Annotated in this window: 21 protein-coding genes, 4 tRNA genes and 2 pseudogenes; 18 read left to right on the top strand and 9 right to left on the bottom strand. The window is 41.8% G+C overall.

Annotated elements, in window-relative coordinates:
- The first annotated feature begins 1 nt into the window (after nucleotide 1).
- From frr to ACLTWA_RS02135, 14 genes are all read left to right on the top strand, one after another.
- Nucleotides 2–556, top strand: a complete 555-nt coding sequence (gene frr, locus ACLTWA_RS02200) for a ribosome recycling factor (protein WP_412325908.1) — start codon at nucleotides 2–4, stop codon at nucleotides 554–556.
- Nucleotides 557–619: 63 nt separating this feature from the next.
- Nucleotides 620–1,342, top strand: coding sequence for an isoprenyl transferase (locus ACLTWA_RS02195; protein ID WP_412325907.1), 723 nt, complete (start codon nucleotides 620–622; stop codon nucleotides 1,340–1,342).
- A gap of 19 nt (nucleotides 1,343–1,361) precedes the next feature.
- Nucleotides 1,362–2,162: a phosphatidate cytidylyltransferase gene (locus ACLTWA_RS02190; protein WP_412325906.1), complete on the top strand. Its 801-nt coding sequence runs from the start codon at nucleotides 1,362–1,364 to the stop codon at nucleotides 2,160–2,162.
- A gap of 52 nt (nucleotides 2,163–2,214) precedes the next feature.
- The gene (locus tag ACLTWA_RS02185) at nucleotides 2,215–3,357 is read left to right on the top strand and encodes a 1-deoxy-D-xylulose-5-phosphate reductoisomerase (protein ID WP_412325905.1); all 1,143 of its coding nucleotides are present in this window, start codon (nucleotides 2,215–2,217) and stop codon (nucleotides 3,355–3,357) included.
- A 1-nt stretch (nucleotide 3,358) separates the two neighbouring features.
- Nucleotides 3,359–4,417: an RIP metalloprotease RseP gene (rseP, locus tag ACLTWA_RS02180; protein WP_412325904.1), complete on the top strand. Its 1,059-nt coding sequence runs from the start codon at nucleotides 3,359–3,361 to the stop codon at nucleotides 4,415–4,417.
- Between the two features lie 17 nt (nucleotides 4,418–4,434).
- Nucleotides 4,435–5,499, top strand: a complete 1,065-nt coding sequence (ispG, locus tag ACLTWA_RS02175; protein ID WP_412325903.1) for a flavodoxin-dependent (E)-4-hydroxy-3-methylbut-2-enyl-diphosphate synthase — start codon at nucleotides 4,435–4,437, stop codon at nucleotides 5,497–5,499.
- 11 nt (nucleotides 5,500–5,510) lie between these two features.
- Nucleotides 5,511–10,052 (top strand): PolC-type DNA polymerase III, encoded by a 4,542-nt coding sequence (locus ACLTWA_RS02170; RefSeq protein ID WP_412325902.1) that lies wholly within the window; start codon nucleotides 5,511–5,513, stop codon nucleotides 10,050–10,052.
- 120 nt (nucleotides 10,053–10,172) lie between these two features.
- A tRNA-Pro gene (locus tag ACLTWA_RS02165) sits at nucleotides 10,173–10,246 on the top strand.
- Nucleotides 10,247–10,271: 25 nt separating this feature from the next.
- A tRNA-Glu gene (locus tag ACLTWA_RS02160) sits at nucleotides 10,272–10,343 on the top strand.
- 212 nt (nucleotides 10,344–10,555) lie between these two features.
- The gene (locus tag ACLTWA_RS02155; protein ID WP_412325901.1) at nucleotides 10,556–11,458 is read left to right on the top strand and encodes a GGDEF domain-containing protein; all 903 of its coding nucleotides are present in this window, start codon (nucleotides 10,556–10,558) and stop codon (nucleotides 11,456–11,458) included.
- A 69-nt stretch (nucleotides 11,459–11,527) separates the two neighbouring features.
- Nucleotides 11,528–13,171 (top strand): DUF1538 domain-containing protein, encoded by a 1,644-nt coding sequence (locus ACLTWA_RS02150; protein WP_412325900.1) that lies wholly within the window; start codon nucleotides 11,528–11,530, stop codon nucleotides 13,169–13,171.
- A complete protein-coding gene (locus ACLTWA_RS02145; protein ID WP_412325899.1) occupies nucleotides 13,164–13,466 on the top strand; it encodes a hypothetical protein in 303 nt (100 codons plus the stop codon). The genes ACLTWA_RS02150 and ACLTWA_RS02145 overlap by 8 nt, the downstream gene beginning before the upstream one ends.
- Nucleotides 13,467–13,495: 29 nt before the next feature.
- Nucleotides 13,496–13,852 carry a P-II family nitrogen regulator gene (locus ACLTWA_RS02140; protein WP_412325898.1) on the top strand — a complete coding sequence of 119 codons (357 nt, stop codon included), beginning with the start codon at nucleotides 13,496–13,498 and terminating at the stop codon, nucleotides 13,850–13,852.
- Between the two features lie 238 nt (nucleotides 13,853–14,090).
- Nucleotides 14,091–14,672 (top strand): hypothetical protein, encoded by a 582-nt coding sequence (locus tag ACLTWA_RS02135; protein WP_412325897.1) that lies wholly within the window; start codon nucleotides 14,091–14,093, stop codon nucleotides 14,670–14,672.
- A gap of 131 nt (nucleotides 14,673–14,803) precedes the next feature.
- Here ACLTWA_RS02135 and ACLTWA_RS02130 read toward each other — a convergent pair whose 3' ends face one another.
- Genes ACLTWA_RS02130 through ACLTWA_RS02120 form a run of 3 tightly spaced genes read right to left on the bottom strand, consistent with a single transcriptional unit; the run spans nucleotide 14,804 to nucleotide 16,773 of the window.
- Nucleotides 14,804–15,676, bottom strand: coding sequence for a hypothetical protein (locus tag ACLTWA_RS02130; RefSeq protein WP_412325896.1), 873 nt, complete (start codon nucleotides 15,674–15,676; stop codon nucleotides 14,804–14,806).
- An 18-nt stretch (nucleotides 15,677–15,694) separates the two neighbouring features.
- Nucleotides 15,695–16,402: an ABC transporter ATP-binding protein gene (locus ACLTWA_RS02125; RefSeq protein WP_412325895.1), complete on the bottom strand. Its 708-nt coding sequence runs from the start codon at nucleotides 16,400–16,402 to the stop codon at nucleotides 15,695–15,697.
- Entirely contained in the window at nucleotides 16,399–16,773 is a 375-nt protein-coding gene (locus tag ACLTWA_RS02120) for a GntR family transcriptional regulator (protein WP_412325894.1), read from the bottom strand. Before ACLTWA_RS02120 ends, ACLTWA_RS02125 begins: the two co-directional genes overlap by 4 nt.
- Nucleotides 16,774–17,002: 229 nt before the next feature.
- On the opposite strand from ACLTWA_RS02120, the gene ACLTWA_RS02115 reads away from it, so the two are divergent.
- Nucleotides 17,003–17,758: a class I SAM-dependent methyltransferase gene (locus tag ACLTWA_RS02115; RefSeq protein WP_412325893.1), complete on the top strand. Its 756-nt coding sequence runs from the start codon at nucleotides 17,003–17,005 to the stop codon at nucleotides 17,756–17,758.
- A gap of 379 nt (nucleotides 17,759–18,137) precedes the next feature.
- Nucleotides 18,138–18,317, top strand: a complete 180-nt coding sequence (locus ACLTWA_RS02110; RefSeq protein WP_412325892.1) for a hypothetical protein — start codon at nucleotides 18,138–18,140, stop codon at nucleotides 18,315–18,317.
- 175 nt (nucleotides 18,318–18,492) lie between these two features.
- Here the strand turns inward: ACLTWA_RS02110 and ACLTWA_RS02105 are convergent.
- The 4 genes from ACLTWA_RS02105 to ACLTWA_RS02090 form a co-directional block, all read right to left on the bottom strand.
- Nucleotides 18,493–18,565: transfer RNA gene (locus ACLTWA_RS02105), tRNA-Thr, on the bottom strand.
- Nucleotides 18,566–19,000: 435 nt separating this feature from the next.
- Nucleotides 19,001–19,303 carry a hypothetical protein gene (locus tag ACLTWA_RS02100; RefSeq protein WP_412325891.1) on the bottom strand — a complete coding sequence of 101 codons (303 nt, stop codon included), beginning with the start codon at nucleotides 19,301–19,303 and terminating at the stop codon, nucleotides 19,001–19,003.
- 152 nt (nucleotides 19,304–19,455) lie between these two features.
- A complete protein-coding gene (locus ACLTWA_RS02095) occupies nucleotides 19,456–20,190 on the bottom strand; it encodes a LysR family transcriptional regulator substrate-binding protein (protein ID WP_412325890.1) in 735 nt (244 codons plus the stop codon).
- A complete protein-coding gene (locus ACLTWA_RS02090) occupies nucleotides 20,165–20,389 on the bottom strand; it encodes a LysR family transcriptional regulator (protein WP_412325889.1) in 225 nt (74 codons plus the stop codon). The genes ACLTWA_RS02095 and ACLTWA_RS02090 overlap by 26 nt, the downstream gene beginning before the upstream one ends.
- Before the next feature lie 212 nt (nucleotides 20,390–20,601).
- Here ACLTWA_RS02090 and gudD point away from each other — a divergent pair.
- Both gudD and ACLTWA_RS02080 read left to right on the top strand, forming a co-directional pair.
- Nucleotides 20,602–20,912 (top strand): annotated as a pseudogene (gene gudD, locus ACLTWA_RS02085) (glucarate dehydratase); the annotation flags it as partial.
- A 65-nt stretch (nucleotides 20,913–20,977) separates the two neighbouring features.
- Nucleotides 20,978–22,066: an iron-containing alcohol dehydrogenase family protein gene (locus ACLTWA_RS02080; RefSeq protein WP_412325888.1), complete on the top strand. Its 1,089-nt coding sequence runs from the start codon at nucleotides 20,978–20,980 to the stop codon at nucleotides 22,064–22,066.
- A gap of 429 nt (nucleotides 22,067–22,495) precedes the next feature.
- Here the strand turns inward: ACLTWA_RS02080 and ACLTWA_RS02075 are convergent.
- Together ACLTWA_RS02075 and ACLTWA_RS02070 are read right to left on the bottom strand one after the other, a co-directional pair.
- A pseudogene (locus ACLTWA_RS02075) lies at nucleotides 22,496–22,930 on the bottom strand (IS3 family transposase); the annotation flags it as partial.
- Between the two features lie 282 nt (nucleotides 22,931–23,212).
- Nucleotides 23,213–23,283 (bottom strand) — tRNA-Gly (locus ACLTWA_RS02070).
- Nucleotides 23,284–23,310 lie beyond the last annotated feature (27 nt).

The following is a 23,310-nucleotide window of genomic DNA, read 5'->3' as shown; positions in this document are numbered from 1 at the left end:
TATGCAGGAAAGTTTACAGGTTTACGAAGAAAAGATGAACAAGACACTGAAAACTCTGGAGAATGATTTTATGACCATTCGGGCCGGACGTGCCAACCCCCATGTATTGGACAAAATCAGAGTGGATTATTATGGAACCCCTACACCGCTTCAGCAGGTAGGCAATGTTACAATTCCCGAAGCCCGCATGATTGTAATTCAGCCATGGGAAAAAAGTCTGTTAAAGGCAATTGAAAAGGCAATTCTCACATCTGATTTGGGAATTAATCCTACCAACGATGGAAATGTAATCCGGCTTGTTTTCCCGGAACTGACAGAAGAACGAAGAAAAGAACTGGTAAAGGATGTTAAGAAAAAAGGGGAAGCTGCAAAAGTTGCCATCCGTAATATCCGCCGTGATGCCAATGATGCCTTTAAGAAACAGTTGAAAGCAGAGGAGATTTCTGAGGATGAGCAGGCAATTGCAGAGGATAAGATTCAGAAATTAACAGACAAAATGATTGCTCAGGTAGATAAGGCGATTGAAGAGAAGTCTAAAGATCTTCTTACTGTATAAAATTTTAACAGGGGGCAGGCATTTCGCCTGTCCTGTTTTGTGTTTTTTAAGGAGCAGATTAATATGGATGATAAGATGCAGAATATGGTAGTACCGGAGCATGTTGCGATTATACTGGATGGCAATGGCAGATGGGCCCAAAAACGGGGACTTCCCAGGAATCTGGGGCACAAAGAGGGCTGTGTAACCGTAGAGAAGACCGTGGAAGATGCGGCAAGGCTTGGAATTAAGTACTTGACGGTTTACGGATTTTCTACGGAAAACTGGAAGCGTTCTTCTGATGAAGTGGGAGCACTTATGCAGCTGTTCCGCTATTATATGGTCAGACTGTTGAAAGTTGCGAAAAAAAACAATGTAAGAGTAAAGATGATCGGTGACCTGGAACGGTTTGACCGGGATATTGTGGAAGGAATCGACAAACTGGTAAGAGAGACCAGGGATAATACCGGACTGACATTTGTGATTGCAGTCAATTACGGCGGACGTGATGAGATCGTGCGTGCGGTGAAACGTATTATGCAGGATGCAGATAATGGAAAAATTTCATCTGGTGATATGTGTGAGAAGGTCTTTTCTTCCTATCTGGATACGGCAGATATTCCGGACCCGGATCTGCTAATCCGAACCAGCGGGGAAATGAGGCTTTCTAATTACCTGTTATGGCAGCTTGCCTACACAGAGTTTTACATTGCCGATTGCTATTGGCCTGATTTTAATATGGATGAATTGAAAAAGGCGATTTCGGCGTACAATAGCAGGGATCGAAGATTTGGGGGAGTGAAGTGATTCGGAGGGAGGTAGCGCGATGTTTGCAATCAGACTGATAAGTGGAATTATTCTTTTATTGATTGCGCTTTTAACAGTAGGAAGCGGAGGGAGCCTTCTTTTTGTTACTACAATTACTATTTCCATAATCGGTTTGTTTGAGTTGTATCGTGTCTTGAAGATACAGGCGAATTTATTGGGGTATTTGGGGTATTTCACTGTTTTGGCGTATTATGGATTATTATGGTTCCAGAAAGAGAACTTTATGCTTTTCCTGTTCATTGGATTTTTAATGGTCCTTATGAGTGTTTATGTATTTACTTTTCCAAAGTATCAGCTGGAAGAAGTGTCGGTATCATTTCTGGGAGTGTTTTATGTAGCGGTCATGTTATCTTATCTCTATCAGGCAAGAGCCATGGTTGATGGAAAGTATCTGGTATGGCTGGTGTTCTTAAGTTCCTGGGGAAGTGATACCTGTGCATATTGTGTGGGAACGCTTTTGGGAAAACATAAATTGGCGCCTGTACTCAGTCCCAAGAAGTCCATAGAAGGGGCAATCGGAGGCGTTTTGGGAGCGGCTTTGCTGGGATTTATATATGCGACATTGTTCGGTTCCTATATAACGGAAATGCGCAATCCCCAGTTGGCCTGTTCCCTGTCATGTGCCATAGCAGCTATTATATCCCAGGTGGGAGATCTGGCTGCTTCCGCTATTAAACGGAATCATCAGGTAAAGGATTATGGGAAGCTGATTCCGGGCCACGGAGGAATTTTGGATCGTTTTGACAGTATGCTTTTTACTGCTCCGGCCATTTATCTGGCTGTGACATTTTTGCGATAGAGCGCAATTCCTGCCTGGAATGTTGGAAAAGAAAAGGAGCTTACAGCATAAGATGAAGAAAATAGCAATTTTAGGTTCCACAGGTTCTATAGGAACCCAGACCCTGGAGGTGATTGAAAACCAAAGGGATATGGAAGTAACCGCTTTGGCGGCAGGCAGCAACATCCGCCTGTTGGAGGAGCAGATCAGAAAATTCAAACCGAAACTTGCATGTGTGTGGGATACAGATAAAGCCAGAGAGCTGGCAGTACTGGTAAAGGATCTGCCGGTCTGCATCGTTTCGGGAATGGAAGGCTTGATTGAGGCTGCTACAGAGGTATCTGCGGATATCGTAGTAACAGCAGTTGTGGGCATGATTGGAATCCGGCCGACCATTGCAGCGATGGAAGCCGGAAAAGATATTGCCCTGGCGAACAAGGAAACTCTGGTTACTGCCGGTCATATCATTATGCCGCTGGCAAAAGAGCGGGGAGTTAAGATCCTGCCGGTCGACAGTGAACACAGTGCTATTTTCCAGTGTTTAAACGGTGAAGATAAAAATGCAATACATAAAATTCTTCTTACCGCTTCCGGCGGCCCTTTCAGAGGTAAAACCAGAGCCCAGCTTAAGACGGTACAGGTAGAAGATGCTTTAAATCATCCGAACTGGTCCATGGGAAGAAAGATTACCATTGATTCATCTACAATGGTCAATAAGGGGCTTGAAGTGATGGAGGCCAAATGGCTGTTCGGTGTTGAGATGGACCAGGTTGAAGTGGTGATTCAGCCCAAAAGCGTCATTCACTCTATGGTGGAATTTGAAGATGGTGCAGTAATGGCTCAGTTGGGAACACCCGATATGAAACTTCCGATTCAGTATGCGCTTTATTATCCCGAAAGAAGATTTCTTCCGGGAGACCGTCTGGATTTCCGCACCATTGGCCAGATTGCCTTTGAAGAACCGGATATGGTTAATTTTCCAGGGCTTTCACTGGCATATCAGGCCGGAAAGACAGGCGGAACGCTTCCTACAATTTTCAATGCTGCCAATGAACGGGCAGTTGCCAAATTTTTAAATAGAGAAATTTCATATCTTACCATAACCGATATGATAGAGGGAGCAATGGCCGGGCATACTGTAATAGAGAATCCGACGGTAGAAGAAATTCTCGAAGCGGAAGCAGCAGCTTATGAATATATAGAAAGCAGGTGGTAGATTGTCCAGTGTTATCGTAGCAATTCTGGTATTCGGACTGATTGTTTTAATTCATGAATTAGGTCACTTTTTATTTGCAAAAAAGAATGGAATCACAGTGGTGGAATTTTCCGTAGGAATGGGGCCGAGGCTGCTCCATTTCAAAAAGGGAGGGACCATTTATTCCATTAAAGCCTTACCTCTGGGCGGTTCCTGCATGATGTTAGGAGAAGATGAGGATAATGCGGACCAGGGGGCATTTCAGAATAAATCCATTCCGGCCCGTATGTCCGTAATAGCGGCAGGTCCCATATTTAACTTTATACTGGCATTTTTCCTTGCTATGATTCTGGTAGGGATGAGCGGCTATGATATGACCTATGTAAAAGAGGTAACGAAAGATTCTCCAGCATATGCGGCAGGAATGCAGGCTGGCGATAAGCTTCTTAAAATTAACGGTGAAAGTGTATCCATGTACCGGGAATACATTCTTTACAAGCTTTTAAAGCCTGATGAAAAGATGAATAAGGTGGAGTTTTTAAGGGTCGATCCATCCACAGGAGCAGGCCGTATTCAAACGGTAACCGTAACGCCCGAATATTCCCAGGAAAACGGGAAGTATTTGATTGGTATTACGATCGCGCCTCAGAACGCAAAGGTATCCTCGGTTGGTGAACTGATAAAATACGGATACAAGGAAATGGAATACGATGTGAAGCTGACAGTGAAAAGTCTTGGTATGCTCTTTTCCGGCAAGGCCAGTGTCAATGATTTGAGCGGTCCGGTGGGAATTGTGGTTATGATCGATGATTCCGTTAAGGCCGGCCTTACGGTTAGTTTTAAAGCGGCTATTATGAATGTGCTCAGCATGTGTATTCTGCTCAGTGCCAATCTGGGAGTTATGAATCTGCTTCCGATTCCGGCTCTTGACGGCGGACGGCTCCTGTTCCTGATCATTGAAGCCATCAGAGGAAAGCGAATGGACCCGAATAAAGAGGGCCTGGTCAATATGATCGGTATGGCAGCCCTTATGGCTCTTATGGTTTTTGTTATATTTAATGATATTAACCGGTTTACGTAAGCGGATATGAAGGCAGAATGGAGGAACGTATGAACCGAGAACATACAAGAGCGATTCGGATTGGCGACAGAATCATCGGAGGAGGAAATCCGGTTCTGATCCAATCCATGTGTAACACCAGGACTCAGGATATCGATGCAACGGTCAGCCAGATTGAGGCACTTACAAAGGCCGGCTGTGATATTATCCGGGTTGCTGTCCCTGATATAGAGGCAGCAAAGGCAGTCAAGGAGATCAAGAAGCAGATCACCATTCCTTTGGTGGCAGACATTCATTTTGATTACCGTCTGGCTATTGCTGCAATCGAATCTGGAGCAGATAAAATCCGTATCAATCCGGGAAATATCGGAAACGCAGAACGGGTGCGTGCCGTTGTGGAAAAGGCAAAGGAATATGATATTCCCATTCGTGTAGGAGTGAACAGCGGTTCTCTGGAGAAAAATCTCATTGAAAAATACGGGGGAGTGACTGCAGAGGGCATTGTAGAAAGTGCTCTGGATAAGATTCGGATGATCGAAGAACTGGGGTATGAAAATCTTGTTATCAGCATAAAGTCTTCCGATGTTCTTATGTGTGTCAAAGCCCATGAACTGATATCTGTGCAGACAGATTATCCTCTGCATGTGGGCATTACGGAATCAGGGACTCTGGCATCAGGAACCGTAAAGTCCTCTGTAGGTCTGGGCATTATTCTTCATGAAGGCATCGGAGATACCATCCGTGTTTCTTTGACGGGTGACCCGGTAGAGGAAGTAAGAACAGCAAGGCTGATTTTAAAATCCCTGGGTCTAAGGAGGGGCGGGGTAGAAGTCGTTTCCTGCCCTACCTGTGGAAGAACCCGGATTGATTTGATATCACTGGCCAATAAAGTAGAGGAAATGGTTTCCAAATTTGATCATCTGGATGTAAAAGTGGCTGTCATGGGCTGCGTGGTAAATGGACCAGGAGAAGCGAAGGAGGCTGATCTGGGCATTGCCGGAGGAATCGGAGAAGGTCTTCTTATAAAAAAAGGGGAAATTATCCGAAGGGTTCCGGAAGATCAGCTTCTGGAGGCACTGCAGGAAGAACTTATGAGCATGTAATAGGTGATAGAATGGCAAAAAAATTTTTGGAGGTATTTCCAAATTTACATATTACAGAAGAATTGAGAGAGCTTTTAAATCTGGTGGAAGTGGAGAAAGTCACTTGCACCAGGGATAGAAGCTCTATTCGTGTTTATCTTTTAAGCCCAAGGCTGATACATAAACAGAATATCTATGGTCTTGAAAAGGGAATCAAGGAGCAATTGTTTCCTTCCAAGAAACTTAGTGTGAAAATTATCGAGCGATTCCGGCTGTCAGAACAGTATACACCTCAGAAACTTTTAAAGGCATACCGGGATAGCCTGTTAATGGAACTTAAAAATTACAGCATTATCGAATACAACATGTTCCGAAAGGCAAAATACCAGTTTCCGGAACGGGATTTGCTTAAAATGACTGTGGAAGATACCATTGTCACCCATGAAAAGGCGGGAGAATTAAAGCGGGTACTGGAAAAGATATTCTTTGAACGATGCGGTCTTCCTCTGGAAGTGCAGTATGAATATGCAGCGCCCAAAGTCAATGAACTGGCAAAGCAGAAAGAATTGCAGATGCAGAGGGAAGTGGAGGAAATCGTAAGCCGTACCTCTTTTGGCATGAAAGTTTCTAATGGTGAGGAAGAGATTCCGCCTTCTATGGCAGCTGGCAAAAACCTGGAAGCCATGGCTGCAGACGATGGGGCCGACGTCCCGTTTGTTCAGGATAAGCCGACTCAGGGATTGCGCATGGGAGGGAAAAAAGAAAGCGGGAAGACGGGAGAAACTGATTCAGGCAAAAAGGAATTTGTCAAAAAGGAATGGAAAGATTATAAAAAAGGCGGGAATTCTTATACAAAACGTTCGGATAATCCAGATGTTTTGTACGGCCGTGATTTTGATGGAGAAATTATTGAAATCGAAAAAATCGACGGAGAAATTGGAGAAGTAACGGTTCGGGGTAAGATTTTAACGGTTGACAGCCGGGAATTAAGAAGCGGAAAGACCATTATGATCTTTGACGTGACTGATTTCACAGATACCATTACCGTAAAGATGTTTGCAAAGGAAGAACAGCTTGATGATTTAAAGGCTGCCGTTGTCCAGGGCAGTTTTATCCGGATCAAGGGTGTTACCACCATAGACAAATTTGATGGAGAGCTTACCCTTGGATCGGTGGTCGGAATCAAGAAATCAGAAGATTTTACCGGAAAAAGGATGGACAACAGTCTGGAAAAACGAGTGGAGCTCCACTGTCATACAAAGATGAGTGATATGGATGGAGTGTCTGAGGTAAAGGACATTGTTAAGAGAGCAAAAAAATGGGGAATGCCGGCCATTGCCATAACCGATCACGGTTGTGTCCAGTCCTTTCCCGATGCCAATCATGCTCTGGATAAGGGGGATGATTTTAAACTTATTTATGGAGTGGAAGGATATCTGGTGGATGATTTAAAGCAGTTGGTAGAGAATTCAAGAAACCAGAAATTATCGGATACCTTTGTGGTCTTTGATATCGAGACCACCGGTTTTAGCTCTTCTAAAAACAGAATTATAGAAATCGGGGCAGTGAAGGTAAAGGACGGGGAAGTAATCGACAAATACAGTACCTTTGTGAACCCGGATGTACCCATTCCGTTTGAAATAGAGAAGCTGACCGGAATTAATGACAACATGGTGCTGCCTTATCCGGGAATCAAGGAGATCCTTCCCCAGTTTCTGGAGTTCTGTTCGGATGCGGTTCTGGTCGCACATAATGCCTCCTTTGATGTAAGCTTTATTGCCTATAATGCATCTCAGCTGGGACTGGAGTTCGACCCGACGGTAATGGATACGGTTGCCCTTGCAAGACTTCTGCTTCCCAATCTAAACCGATATAAACTTGATACGGTTGCCAAAGCCTTAAATATTTCATTGGAGAATCACCATAGAGCGGTCGATGATGCAGGCTGTACGGCTCTTATATTTACAGCATTTGTAAAGATGATCCGGGACAGGGGCGTGGAGACTTTAGATGAACTGAATCAGCTGAATACCATGTCTGCAAGCATGATCAAGAAACTTCCTACCCATCACGTTATCATTTTGGCGGCCAATGATGTGGGAAGAGTAAATCTTTACCGGCTGGTGTCTTATTCTCATATTGATTATTTTGCCAGAAGACCCAGAATTCCTAAAAGTATTCTGAATAAGTACAGGGAGGGGCTTATCATTGGTTCCGCCTGCGAAGCCGGAGAATTGTATCAGGCGCTTTTAAGGGGAGTACCGGATGCGGAGATTGCGAAGCTGGTGAATTTTTATGATTATCTGGAAATACAGCCGTTGGGCAATAACGGATTTATGCTGCGGGATGAAAAAAGTGTAGTAAAGACGGAGCAGGATTTGATTGACATTAATAAGAAAATCGTTTCTTTGGGAGAACAGTTTGGAAAGCCGGTCTGTGCTACCTGTGATGTACATTTTCTCGATCCGGAAGATGAGGTTTACCGGAGAATTATTATGGCTGGACAGGGCTTTAAGGACTCTGATGATCAGGCTCCTTTGTATCTGAGAACAACGGAAGAGATGCTTAAGGAATTTGAGTATTTGGGACCGAATAAGGCGGAAGAGGTTGTTATAAAAAATACCAGAAAGATCGCAGATATGTGTGAAAGAATATCTCCGGTCCGGCCGGATAAATGTCCTCCGGTCATCGAAAATTCAGATGAAGACTTAAGAAAGATCTGCTACGATAAGGCACATGCCATATATGGAGAGAATCTTCCGGCTATAGTTACAGAGCGTCTGGAACGGGAACTGAACTCCATTATTTCCAATGGATTTGCTGTTATGTATATTATTGCCCAAAAGCTGGTTTGGAAATCCAATGAAGACGGATACCTGGTGGGTTCCCGTGGTTCCGTAGGTTCTTCCTTTGTGGCTTACATGTCAGGTATTACAGAGGTCAATTCCTTAAGCCCTCATTATTATTGTAAGTCCTGTCATTATTATGATTTTGATTCCGATGAGGTGAAAAAGTTTTCCGGTATGGCAGGCTGTGATATGCCTGATAAGACTTGCCCGGTGTGCGGACACCCGTTGGAAAAAGACGGATTTGATATTCCCTTTGAGACCTTTTTGGGCTTTAAGGGAGATAAGGAACCGGATATTGACTTAAACTTCTCCGGAGAGTATCAGAGTAAGGCTCATGACTATACAGAGGTCATATTCGGGAAAGGTCAGACCTTCCGTGCAGGGACTATTGGTACGCTGGCGGATAAGACGGCTTACGGCTATGTGAAGAATTATTATGAAGAACATGGAGTGAGAAAACGCAACTGTGAGATCAATCGGATCGTCCAGGGCTGTGTTGGCGTGAGGAGAACTACGGGACAGCATCCGGGAGGTATTATCGTACTTCCTCATGGGGAGGAAATCTATTCCTTTACGCCGGTCCAGCGTCCTGCCAATGATATGACGACCATGACGGTAACCACTCATTTTGATTACCACTCCATTGACCATAACCTGCTGAAACTTGATATTCTGGGACACGACGATCCGACGATGATCCGTATGCTTCAGGACTTGATTGGCTTTGATCCGGTTAAGGATATTCCTCTGGACAGTCAGGAAGTTATGTCCTTATTCCAGAATACGAAAGCCCTTGGAATCACGCCGGAAGATATTGGTGGATGTAAATTAGGCGCCCTTGGTGTCCCTGAATTCGGTACAGATTTTGCCATGCAGATGTTAATCGATACCCAGCCTAAATATTTTTCCGATCTGGTGCGTATCGCAGGTCTGGCCCACGGTACGGATGTATGGCTTGGAAATGCCCAGACTCTTATTCAGGAAGGGAAAGCAACCATTCAGACTGCCATCTGTACCCGTGATGATATCATGATATACCTTATCTCTATGGGAATCGAAGAGGGACTGTCCTTTTCCATCATGGAGAGCGTACGTAAAGGAAAAGGGCTAAAGGATGAATGGGTAGAAGAAATGACTGCTCATGGGGTACCTGACTGGTATATCTGGTCCTGTAAAAAGATAAAATACATGTTCCCCAAAGCACATGCTGCGGCTTATGTTATGATGGCCTGGCGTATTGCATATTGCAAAGTGTTTTATCCTCTGGCATATTATGCTGCCTTTTTCAGCATTCGGGCAAACGGATTCAGTTATGAGCTGATGTGCCAGGGAAGAGAAAAGCTGGAACATTATCTGGCGGATTACCGCAAGAGAATGGATACCTTGTCAAAAAAAGAACTGGATACCCTGCGTGATATGAGGATTGTACAGGAGATGTATGCCAGAGGATATGACTTTATTCCCATTGATATTTACCGGGCAAAGGCAAGACATTTTCAGATCATTGACGGAAAGCTGATGCCTTCCTTAAGCAGCATCGATGGTTTGGGTGAAAAGGCAGCCGATGCAGTGGTGGATGCGGTCAAGGACGGTGCTTTCTTATCAAGAGAAGATTTCAGAAACCGTACCAAGGTCAGTAAAACGGTATGCGATTTAATGGGAGATTTAGGACTTCTGGGGGAATTGCCGGAATCCAACCAGCTTTCTCTTTTTGATCTTGGCTAAACGAAACGGGAAAATATCTATGAAACTTTTAGAAATTTTTCCAGTTATTAAAAAAAAATAAAATATTTTGAAAATAAGGTTGACATACGTTAGGATTTATATTATACTACCTAACGTAATCGAGGCGTGGCTCAGTTTGGTAGAGCGCTGCGTTCGGGACGCAGAGGTCGCAAGTTCGAATCTTGTCGCCTCGATTCTGTACGAATTAACATTTGTACTGGCCTATTGGTCAAGCGGTCAAGACGCCGCCCTCTCACGGCGGAAACCCGAGTTCGATTCTCGGATAGGTCATCATATAAGCCTTCAGGATTTAACCTGAAGGCTTTTTGCTACTAAAAAATAGTTACAAGATTGATAATTTGTATGCAAATAGGCTATATATGTGAAATAAAGCGATTTTTTTGTTGTTAATATAAGAAAATATGTGTTAAAATAGAAAACAGTTACCATAATATGTCAAATTGTTATATTTTTAAATAATAATTTTAATCTATGGAGGATAAATGGATAGTATTACTCTTGATGAAATAAAAGATAAATTGGATTTCTTTCATAAAATGTATGATGCCGTACGCCTGATTGACCCGCTCCATAAAATCGTTTTGGATTTCAGAAATACTTCCATGTTTCCTACCGATGAGATCTGTTACTGTTATTGGGGAAATAACAAGATTTGTGATAATTGTATTTCTATCAGGTCGTATAATGAAGACAGAAGTTTAGTGAAGATGGAAAAGAATCTGAATGCCGTTTTACTGGTAACAGCAATTCCGATCACAAATGTTGGACAGCCTGCGGTACTGGAGCTTTTTAAGAATGTTACAGATACTATGTTTATTGGAGAGGGGGATTACAACAAGAGTGAAATGCTTACTCAGTATGTTAGAGAAATTAACGATGCAATTGTAAAGGACCCTCTTTCTTCACTTTATAACCGGCGGTATATCGATGAGCGTCTCCCGGCGGATATTGTGAAGTCTGCCCTGACTCACAAACCCTTATCTGTCTGCTTTATTGATATTGATAATTTCAAAGCCATCAATGACTCTTATGGTCATGAAGCAGGAGATCTGGCAATTAAGACTGTGAGTGAGATAATTCTCAGGACTGTTGGTTGTGAGAATACCTGGGCTGCCAGATATGGGGGAGATGAATTCCTGATCTGTTTCAACGGTATAAAAGAAGAGGAAGCTCAGCTTATCATGGAACGGATTCAAAAAGAAGCAGAAAATATCCCTCTCAGTGCAAAAGATGAAAGTATTAAGCTGACCCTTTCTTTTGGTATACGGACAATGGATGAGACACCTGTTACGGCAAAAGAGATGATAAGGGATGCAGATAAAAAAATGTACACGGCAAAGAAAAGAAGCTATAAATTGAAACATGAGAGAAGGAGAAGCGTATAAGAGCTAACAAATAAGGTACTGTGATGAAATTAAAGTTGCTTTTTTGTTTATTTCTTATATAATAAAAATATGAAAACAATACGTACTTTAAAAGAAGTTTTTTTATCTTCACTCCCCCTTGTTTTTATCATAATATTTGTTTGCGTCTTTGTTGCTCCCATGGAGAAGCCGGAAGATTATTATAAGTTGCTTGCAGGCTATGCAAGTGTGGTATTTGGGCAGGCTTTTTTCCTGGTTGGCCTGGATTCCAGTATTTTGCCCATAGGAAAGCTTGTAGGAAGTTCGCTGGTAAAATTTAATAAAGGTATATTTATTATTTTGTTCGGGATCCTGTTTGGAATACTTGCCACAGTTGCAGAGCCTGCACTTGCAGTACTTGCCCGTCAGACGCATATGACAATGAATGAGGTCAATGAGACCGCCTTTGTCTGGATATTAAGCACTGGAGTGGGTGTGTTCGTCGGATTTGCCCTATATCGTGTTATCAGGGATATGAATATTAAGGTTACTTTTGCCATTCTTTATGCCATGACATTTTTAATTGTAATTTTCGTCCCTGAGGAGTTTGTTGCGCTTGCTTTTGATGGAAGCGGAGCAACTACCGGTGATATCTCAGTTCCTTTCATTCTTGCTTTGGGAATGGGCATTTCAGCAACCATGTCAAGGCGTAAAACGAATGATGATATGTTTGGTATTATAGGCATCGCTTCGGTAGGTCCTATCATTGCGGTATTTATCTATGGTATTATATTAAAAATTATCTATGGTGGCAGTATACCGCCTGCCGGAGTCTATGACCCGGGTGGTGCGGAAAGTTTTGTGAAGATCGTTGTATCGAATATTACAGGCGTTACCATGGCTTTAATCCCGATTCTTGTTGTTTTTTTGCCGTTTCAATTATTTATTATTAAACTGCCGAGCAAGCAGTTTATAAAAACCATATTGGGTGTGGTACCAGTGTATCTGGGACTGCTTATATTTTTATCAGGAATTGATTACGGTTTTGCGTTTGCAGGTAAGTATATTGGTGAGGTGTTTTTAAGTGCAGCCCGCCCTCTGTGGTTTAAGTGGCTTCTTCTTCCTCTGGGATTTATTCTGGGTGCGGCCATTACCTTGTCAGAACCGGCAGTAACCGTTTTAGGAGAGCAGCTGGAGGAAATAACCAATGGTCATATTAAAAAGATGACAATCCGGGTTACTTTAGCCATTGGAATTGGTTTTGCTTCTTTGTTCGCAATGCTGAAAATTTTGACCCAGATCAACATTCTCTGGTTTTTGGTACCGCTTTATGCCGTTTCCCTGATTATGATGATCAAGACTTCTTCCCTGTTTGTTGGTCTTGCCTTTGACTCAGGAGGCGTAACCGGCGGTGCGCTCACCTCCGCTTTTTTAACCCCGCTTACCCTTGGTGCGGCTCAGGCGATAGCCCTGACAGCTGGAAGCGAAGCCCAATCAGTGCTTACCAATGGGTTTGGAATCATTGCATTTATTTCAGTAACCCCCTTAATCGCAGTTCAGTCCTTGGGACTGCTTTATAACAGAAAGCTGAAAAAAGTACAGGAGCTAAATAAAAAATACGAAGAAGAAAAGTATGATGAATTATCCTTTTATGCAGCACAGATGGCGGAAGAAGATTCTCTTGAAGGCATGCCGAAAGAAACAGGATATGAACCGGAACCGTATATTGACGTAGAGGAGGATGGGCATGGATAATATAGAATATCTGTTTATTATTACTGGCAGGAAACAAAAGGATGCTTTATTAAGCCGAATCTGCAGCATTGATAACAGAATTGTCAATACTATATATGGAAAGGGAACTGTAAAATCCAATTATCTGTTAGATATGCTGGGTTTGGTACCTGAAGAAAATAAAGTTATTATGACTTCGGTATTACCAAAAGATAAAACAGAAGCTATTTTTGAAGTGCTGCTAAATGAATTTGACTTTGGAAAGCCCAACACTGGAATCGCTTTTACGATGCCTATATCGGGAATGTCATTTTAATTATTTATATTAGGAGGAAAACGAATCAAATGGAATGTTCCGACCAAATAAAAGCCCTGTTTATAGTGGTGAATGCCGGATATACAGATACAATCATGGATATTGTAAGGGCAGAGGGCGCAGGCGGTGCTACGGTAATAAACGCACGAGGAGAGGGAGTCAATCATGAATCCTTTTTGGGTATAACGATTGATTCTGAAAAGGAAATTATTCTGACTCTTGTAGACTCTGGCACAGCAAAAAGAATCATGAATGGGATTAAAGAAAAGGCCGGGTGGAAATCCCCGCTTCATGGTGTATGTTTCGTAATGCCTGTGAATAAAGCCATTGGCATTAACACGGCAATTACGGATTATGAGGAAAATAAAGAGGCAGAGACTAAATAACGGATTATAAATAAAAATTGTAAATGCAGGCACTCCGAAACAGAAATATAATTGTTTCGGGGTGCTTTTTGTTTGAATAAACAGGGTTAAAGGGGACTTTGAGGAAGCAGTTGTTATATATTCTCTTGACAATGCCTGTTATGTTCTATATAATAAAAACAATCATATATGACAAGACACTTGACAATTCATATGAATATGCAAATGCGTTTCTAATTTCTCATTGAGAGGAGATCAAATGAACAGTAAAAATCCAATACAAAAAATGACAATCGCAGCAGCACTTTCGGCAATTGGCATACTCATACCAATGTTTGCACCGAAATTTATACTGGAACCTGCTTCCTACACCTTGGCTAGTCATGTGCCTATATTTATAGCAATGTTTCTGTCGCCTTATATTGCAATATCTGTTGCCCTTATTTCTGCTATGGGGTTTTTATTGGCAGGTATTTTCCCCATTGCCGTGGTACTTAGAGCGCTGTCCCATATTGTATTTGTTGTCATTGGTTCTTTTATGCTTAAAAGAAATCCCAATTTGCTGAGCACCGGAAAAGGAACTGTGCTGTTCAGTTTTCTGATGGCTGTCATTCATTCTGTCAGCGAGGTGACAGTTGTTACCCTGTTCTACTGGGGGAATGAGATGTCCAGTGCATATTATGACAAGGGATATCTGTTTTCTGTTATTCTCTTAGTAGGAGTGGGAACTGTAATTCACAGCATGATTGATTTTTCGATTGCTTATGCAATATGGAAGCCCATTCAGCGGGTAGTAAATATTCCGGTCAGTGTCAGCGGGAGAAAACCAAAGAAATTATAGTGGATAGAAATAAAGGTGGTAAAAAATAAAAAGATAAAGGCATCTTTAGACAGTCGGTTCCTATTGTCTAAAGATGCCTTTTTATCATTTGTTGTCAAACTGTGCTTTCATTCGTGTAAAAGGTGTTTTCTTTACTCCAGATTGAGATGCTTAGACAAGATCCGTTCTGTACTGAAGAAGAATATTACAAGCTTTATGAGGCTGTAGCAAATAGATGCCAGAAAAGTCATATTCATGACAAATGTTACTGCCTGTGTATTTGGCATTGAATTAATCATACTGCTCAATGAGTCGACGAAGGGACCATTGCCGAACAGGATCATAATAAAACCGCTTAAGAAACTGAAAAATATAGAGGTCACAATATAAGCCACTGCAGACAGCATGATCCGGTGCTGGTTAGCCAGATGACCGATAGCCATGGCGAAGTATAGATGGTAAAGCTGCGAAAGACCGCTGAGAATAGCAAAAACAAGCAATTCAAATGCGATCAGAGGCCATGAGGGAACTTCTGAGAATACACGGTTAATCCCCATCCATAACTGGGGAGAAGTGATCGCGTTTATGAATTCCCCAGGGCCGGCGGCACCGAGTATTAATAACATAATGGAGATTGCTGCTGTCAGACCGCTGGCCAGTGACATCACAAATGCAGTAATACCTTTTGCAGTAATGAGCATCCAAGGTTTAACCGGAAGAGTGAACATCAGATATCCTTCGTCGCAAAGAAGTCCTTTATAAAACCGCTGAATAATTACGATCAGGGTCAGTACGCTCAGTGCAACCATTACGCCGAAATAAGCAAAGATGGAGACCATCTGAACCAGATTCAGCAGACTTTTGCCAAAGTTGAAGTTATTGAGCAAGGTATCGTAGTAACCGTTTGTCATAGAACCTACACCCATGAACATGTTGACAATGGATATGGCAATTACGGCCAGATATATGGGACCCAGGGTCCGTATAATGGATTTGAATTCGTATTTACAAAGTTTGTAAAACATTTTATTAGCCCCCTTCTGTTAGCTGGTATATGAAAATATTTCGCGAAAAAGCTGATCTACGGATTTGCCTTCCTGTTCGCGTATATTGTCTACGGTATCGTGACGTACAACCTTGCCGTTCTGCAGGAAAATAGCTTCGTCCAATATCCGTTCAATATCGGAAATCAGGTGCGTCGACAGCATAACAGTGCCATTTTCATTATAATTAGTCAAAATCGTGTTCAGGATGAAGTCTCTGGCGGCCGGATCCACTCCTCCAATTGGTTCGTCCAGCAAATAAAGCTGTGCTTTGCGGCTCATAATTAAGGCCAGCTGAACCTTTTCCTTTGTACCTTTTGACATGGTTTTCATTCGTTCATTTTTCCCGATGCTTAAAGCGGAGAACATCTCCAGGGCCTTTTGACGATCGAAATCTGAATAAAAATCAGCAAAAAAATCGGTTAAGTCAGAGGCTTTCATCCAGTCGGCAAAATACATACGATCGGGAAGATAAGAGATAATTGCTTTTGTTTCTACACCCGGAGAATGTCCGTCTATTAGCAGGGTTCCTGAGGTTGGGTGCAAAAGCCCGCAGAGAAGTTTGATAAATGTAGTTTTACCAGATCCATTAGGCCCCAGAAGACCGACAATGCGGCCTCGGCCAACGGTTAAATCCATATGATCCAGTGCCGGCTTTGTTCCATAGGTCTTGGTCAGCCCCTGCACGTTAATTAGTTCCTGATTCATTCTGTTTCCTCCTTATTTTCCCAAGCTGCGAGCAGCTCACGTGTTTGTTCATCTGTGTAGCCAAGAGCATGCATAGATGCAAAAAATTCACTCATGCGCTGATATGCAAAATCTTTACGAACACTTTGTATCAGTGCCAGATCTTCTGTGACGATACGGCCTGTTGTGCGGTGGGTTTCCACAAGTCCTCTGTTTTCCAGTTCAGCCAGCGCTCGCTGCATGGTATTGGGGTTGACGCCCGCCTCGGCGGCTAGTGTTCGCACTGCTGGTATAGCTGCTCCGGACGCATATAAGCCGGATACGATAAGCATGGTGAGTTGGTCGACGAGTTGTATCCAGATTGGTCGGTCTTCTGTCAATTTCCAGTTCATGATGCAGCCTCCTTTTATATTATTGTATTAGTGATTTAATACAATAATACAGTATGTGTTTCAACTTGTCAATAGGTAATGAAAATATAAAGTGTGAGACATACTTGATTTTTCACATTTTCCTTCCCATGGAAACAAAATATTGATAGTTCATAGTATTTGTCGTATTCTTATAGTAATGTATTATATTTTTTATACAAATAATAATTCTTTTTTTATGGAGGTACTAATGGATTTTAGAAAGACATTTGATGCAATTCCAGAAGCGTTTGATCAATGGAGGCCACGCTACTGCAAGGAACTTTTTGAGTTTTTGATTGATTATACAAAAATTGACCGGATGAAATCGGCACTTGAAATTGGTCCCGGAACGGGGCAGGCTACGGAACCGTTTTTAAAAACCGGCTGCAATTATCTGGCAATCGAGCTGGGTGAAAATTTTGTGGAATTTACGAAAAATAAATTTGGCTCATATAATAATTTTCATATTGTAAACGGTGATTTTGAAATTTATGACTTTGGGACTCAGAGATTTGATTTGGTTTTTTCTGCGGCTACGATCCAATGGATACCGGAAGCCATCTGTTTTCCAAAGGTATATGATCTTCTTAAAAGTGGTGGGACATTGGCGATGTTTATGACATATACAGATGAAAAGACATCGAACCTTGCATTATTTGAAGAAATACAGAAGGTATATGACGAACACTTTCATGTTGATACAAAATATACATGCAAACTGGACTACGGCAATGTTGTCAATTACGGTTTTACTGATTACAGTTACCGTGAATGGAAAACAACACGGGTATATACCGCCAAAGAGTATGTGGATTATCTGGCGGGCACGCAGGTGGAACATATTACGTTAAAGGAGCCATATAAATCAAGTTTTTATCATGGGATTTATCAAGCGGTTGTAAACGCGGGAAATAAAATTGTACTTAATGATACGATTGCCCTGTACTTAGCAAAAAAGCCTTGATTCTATAAAAGGGATAGAAATGAAAGCCGTCGAAAATGAAAAAGTCCGGTTTATGCAATGGAATACTGCTTGCTGCAATACAACATCGAATCAATCAGAGTCAAATAACTGAAAAATGAAAATGGTTTCTATTTCATTCCATAAAAACGGATAACCAAATCAAAGAGTGCCTGAACGAATCATTAAAAATTATGGTAAAATATTGACAACTTATACCTGTATGGGTATAATACACCTATACCCCCATAGGTATAAATATATGTTGCGGCTAATGGTACATAAATGAATTTTATATGTGTCACCATGTAAATCAGTGCAATGATATATAGTTATGCTTCAATGGGAAAGGTTTATTTTTATCATAGAGCAGGAGGAAAAAATGAAAGAGTGGGTGCTATTTATACTGTTTATTCTTGCAGGAGCAGGAATGCTGGGAGCAGGAATCTTTTATTGGAGAAAGGAAAGAGATGATTTGGATTCTGTGAAGATTTACAGAACGGTTACAATTATCGGGGCTGTAATTGTATTATTATCATTGGTATTAAAGTTTTTGGTTTAGATTTGTATATTATAAGGAAGTTGAAAATTCAAATTCAACTCCCTTTTTTTATGAAATCCAATTATAGGACTGCAGATAAGTGGTATATGGGAGAGGGGGGAAGTAATTGCCTGGGAATGAGCAAAAAAGTTTGTTTTAAAATAAGAAAAACCCCGTAAATACGAGGTTTTTAATAAGCTCCCGGGGGGACTCGAACCCCCGACCCACGCATTACGAATGCGTTGCGCTACCAACTGCGCTACGGAAGCAATCCGGTTTTTTTGGCATGACAGCCAAACCTTTGATATTATAACAACTAATTTATGAAAAATCAACCCTTTCATGAAAAAAACTTAAATTCGCTGACTTGAAAAAGTAAATTCCACTGTCATGTATCATATTCTTTCTGTCTGCGTGAAATGATACCGTAAGACCAGATATATCTGTCAAGGGGGCAAAGCCCCTAATGGCAAGCCCTTGACAGGTAATCTGGCTTTCGGTACAGGCTGTTCAAGCCAGAAATGGATAGCTTTTTTTATATGAAAGATTAGATTCCACTTGTGCAATACTAAATTTCAGTATGGGTTAAAAGAGCGGAATTTACTTTTTCATTTCTGGAAAACTTAAATTCTATGTCTGATTTATGATAATGTCTTAACATACTACACGTGATTACGCCCCACTCGATCTATTACGTGGTATACTTATTCCTCATGAATATATAGAACGTACTTATTATTATAAATACTAACGATATTAGCCTTTTGCTGATTGGAAAGGGAATAAAGGGGTTTTGCGTACGGTATTGCCATGATCAAAGTCAGCCTTTTCTTCTTCGGTATATTTAAGAGACGGTTGATGAGCCGTTTGGTACAGCCAATCTTGATGGCGGCATAGCCCTTGGAAATATGTTCCTCAGACAGACGTTTTATGATTTCGTATTGTTCCAGTGCTTTCATTAATAATGTTATATTTCTCATATGCATTCGGATACTAACTTTACTCATTGCTGTGAATTACTTGAAATTATTCCCCTTATCGAAGCCTTGCATGAAATAGCGGAAGAAAAGTCGTGGTTTGCGTATTTTAACCATAAAGCTATACTGTTTCTATGTTTTGGTCTATTTAATTCTCATGAATAAAATGACTGAGGATAAAGCTAGAGGATTGGCTGCCCAATTTCCAAAGCGGTATTTCGGTAGTGGTCAATTGCAAGTGCAATGAACGTGCGCATTGCCTTGGTCAAATAATGAGCTTTTTTGTAGGGGGCGCAGAGCTCCCAGCGAGGGCGCTGAGGCAGGTAGAAGTATGCCACTTCTTTCTGTTCCTGTGCATAGTTGAATGTGAGGAGGGAGCATGCCATATTGTTCTTTACCATATTGCACATGGTCCAGTTACTTTTTGCTTCAAAAAGTAGCTTAGGCATAAAACCGGATTCTTCAAACAGCGGGGCGATGATGGAACACATCGTAGAACTCTTAAACATCAGAACAAAGTATTCATCTTTGAAATCCCTTAAATCAGCAACTGCAAATGGTGCATCCGGCGGGTTTGCATTCTTTGCAAGCGGATGGCGGCGCGGAACTGCAAGAAGAATATCTTCGTAATAAATATGTATATATTCGTCTCCGGTCTTATCATCATAGCTAAGCGTGACAAAGCCCAAATCTAAATATCCTTTGGAAATCAAAGATTGCTGCCTGTGTACGCCAATTTCCTGAGGCTCTATGACGATTTTGGGTAATCGATTGTGAAAATCAGGATAAACGCTTGTAAGCATTTTGATACCGCGTTCCGGTGTGAGCCCGATGGAAAGACTGCCCGCTTTACTGTCCGCAATGTCGTTTAGAATATCGTAAGTCTCTTTTTTAAAAATGTAAAATCTGCCGTCCATAATCCACATACACCTTGCCGGCCTCCGTTAAGCGCAGGGGGTTCTTGCACCGGTGGAACAGTGGTGTGCCAAGCTCTGTCTCCATTTTCAGGAGCTGCTGATTCATTCCTGACTGGGAAATAAACATTTTTTCTGCAGCTTTCGTAATGCAGCATTCGTCTGCAATCTGAATGATATATTCTATCTGTCTTAAATCCATGAAATATCCTCCCGGAAAGATATTGTGAAATAAGTTTTACTTAGTCAATAACTAATGACAAATAATTTTACTTACTTATAGATGTTTTATACAATAAATTCAAGAAAATGGCAAGAGAAATATAAAATATGCCATGAAATTGAAAGGAGAATTTAGTTGTGTCATCAGATATCACAAAGGTGGAGGTATAACCTGTGGCAGGCGCTGATTGTATGGAGTTGACTTTGAGCGGTGCACATACCCCGTACTTTATAAGAAATGTGGTTGTCCTATATGCGGATAACGGATAGACTGGCGTCGGGAAAGTCCCGGGAGGTGAAAAATCACAAAAGTCCTAAAGAAATGCATACCGATTGTGGAGGGCGCACAGGTTGATGAGTACAAGAGCACGCTTCTGAAAGTAAAGAAATATGTGAATTCCAGAGGGGAAGAAGATGTGCGTGGAAACCAGATCTTTGATTTGCGCACAGATGTCCATGTGGTTACTGCAATTGAGGTTTTGTGTCTGGATTTGCTGGGTAAATAAGATGTCACACGAAGCCGTTTGTTTCTCCGCACGGCAGTGTGTTAGTGGAAAGGAGCAACAGTATGGAGAAAATCATTTTAGACAGTGCAATTAAGTTTGGCGCGGGGCGCTACCGCCAGGACAAGGAAATTTTAGAGGTGTGTGGGGAGGAAATACGCAGGTTTGGAAAAAAAGCATATGTGATTGCGGGCTCCAGAGCATTTGCCGCGGTGAAAGAACGCCTGTTGCCTGGATTTGAACGGGCGGGGCTGGATTATATGCTGGAGATTTACGAGGGTGCCTGCAGCTATGAGGCAGCAAAAGTACATGCGAAAAAATGCCTGGAGGCAGGGTGTGATGAGGTAGTCGGCATTGGTGGTGGGAAAATTATGGATTTTTCCAAGGCTGTTGCGGAGACGGCGCATCTGGGAACAGTGAATATCCCTACCTCGATTTCCACCTGTGCAGCATTTACCACTATGAGCGTTATGTACACGCCGGAGGGGGCGAAGAAAAACTGTTGGCGATTTGAGCATGAGATAGATGCGGTGCTGGTGGATATGGAGGTTATCGCAAAGTGCCCGATTCGATATGCGGCCGCGGGGATTTTAGATGCAATGGCAAAGCGAATTGAAATTCAGAACGGGAAACCGGTTATGCGGCTCGAGGAAAATAAGTTCGATTTGTTTACAGCATTTAAGATGGCGGAATATACCTATGAAGTGCTGGAAAAGTATGGACTGCAGGCAATAGAGGATATCCGTAACGGAAAGCTGACAAAGACGGTGGAGGATGTGACCTTTATCAATATTGCGGTAACAGGCGTGATTGCCAATATCACAAAGAGCTTCAGCCAGTCAGCACTGGGGCATATGATGTACGATGGGGTGCGGACTTATTTTACAAAAGAGGCTTCTGCTGCGCTTCACGGGGAGATTGTGGCTGTGGGACTTTTTTCCCAGCTTTATTACAATCAGCTCAGCCATGAGAAAGACCGGCTGAAAGCGTTAATGCGCAGGATGGATATGCCGCTGACGCTTAGAGAACTGGGTATAGAAGAGAACGTGAAGAATTTAAAGGTCCTTGAGGATTATCTGATAGATTCGCCCTATGTGGAGCACACACCGGAGAGCCTGGAGAGGCTGCATAAGGCTATGAGGCAGATGTGTTAAAGGAGCCGTAGCGGTTAGTAGCTCAATAGATGGACCGGTTCTTTAAAGGGAAGAAGCTTCCCTAAATACGAGACTAAAGGGTTCCTATTCTGACTGAGATTGGGTCTGCCATGGGTGCAGCATTTTCCAGGTGCTTCTGGTCTTTCCATCGCCTTCTCAAAAGGTATATCTGGATATTATGTAAAATTTCAAAGGACTTGTATTGAATAAGAAATAGGTACGGCTATGTAACATATAGGAATAATTTTGCCCAAACAGAGAATTTTTGAGTTCAGGAAAATGTGTTGAAACAAGGGAGAACTATAGTACAGATATTAAGGGTAGTGAGAAATGCCAATGCGGTTGGCGCAGTAGGTACTGACTGCAGGCATAGAAAAACCACCCTTGTATACTTTTGATCTGACCCCAAAAAGTTAGACAAAAATTAAATTAAACAGCTAATGAGGATTGAAGCCTATATTGTACAGGACTCAGTCCTTTTAGTTTGCTCTTAATCCTTCTGTTATTATAATAATCAATATATTCTTCCAATTCAATATGAAACTCTTCCATTGAGCTGAATTCTCTTAAGTATAGCAGTTCTGATTTTAACAACCCGAAAAAATTTTCCATAACTGAATTATCCAGACAATTCCCTTTTCGAGACATGCTTTGGCGGATTCCTTTATTCTTTAGGCGGTTTTGATACCGTTTATGTTGGTATTGCCAGCCCTGATCTGAGTGGAAAATTAGATCTGTAGAATCTGGTATCTTTTCAAATGCTTTGTCCAGCATTTCCATTACCTGATCAAGTATCGGGCGGGTACTGATACTGTAGCTTATGATTTCACCATTATACATATCAAGTATGGGTGAAAGGTATACGTTTTAATTTTCAAAGATGTCATAGAATTTGAGCCCATAACTCCACATGTCTTATGCCATACATTTGCCACAAGGGGCCTCAGGTAATCCTGGGGCACAGCAGTCTTGCAATGACCGCCGATTTATATTCTCATGTATTGCCGGATACGAAAGCAGAGGAAATGAAAAAGATTGAAAATATACTATAAAAAATAGAAGTGGTGTCAAAATGGTGTCAAAGCAAAAAAGGACTTTCCAAATTAAATCGGAAGTCCTCTTTTTCCTTGTAAATAAAAGGTTTAGAGCAGATAACGGGAATCGAACCCGCCTCCTCAGCTTGGGAAGCTGATATTCTACCAATGAACTATATCTGCTTAATTGTTTAAATTGCGTTTTTTATT

It is taken from the genome of Lacrimispora sp., from assembly GCF_046972725.1.
GTDB lineage: Bacteria > Bacillota > Clostridia > Lachnospirales > Lachnospiraceae > Lacrimispora.
The sequence above is the reverse complement of the archived record's forward strand: the minus strand, read 5'-3'. Positions and strand labels throughout refer to the sequence as shown.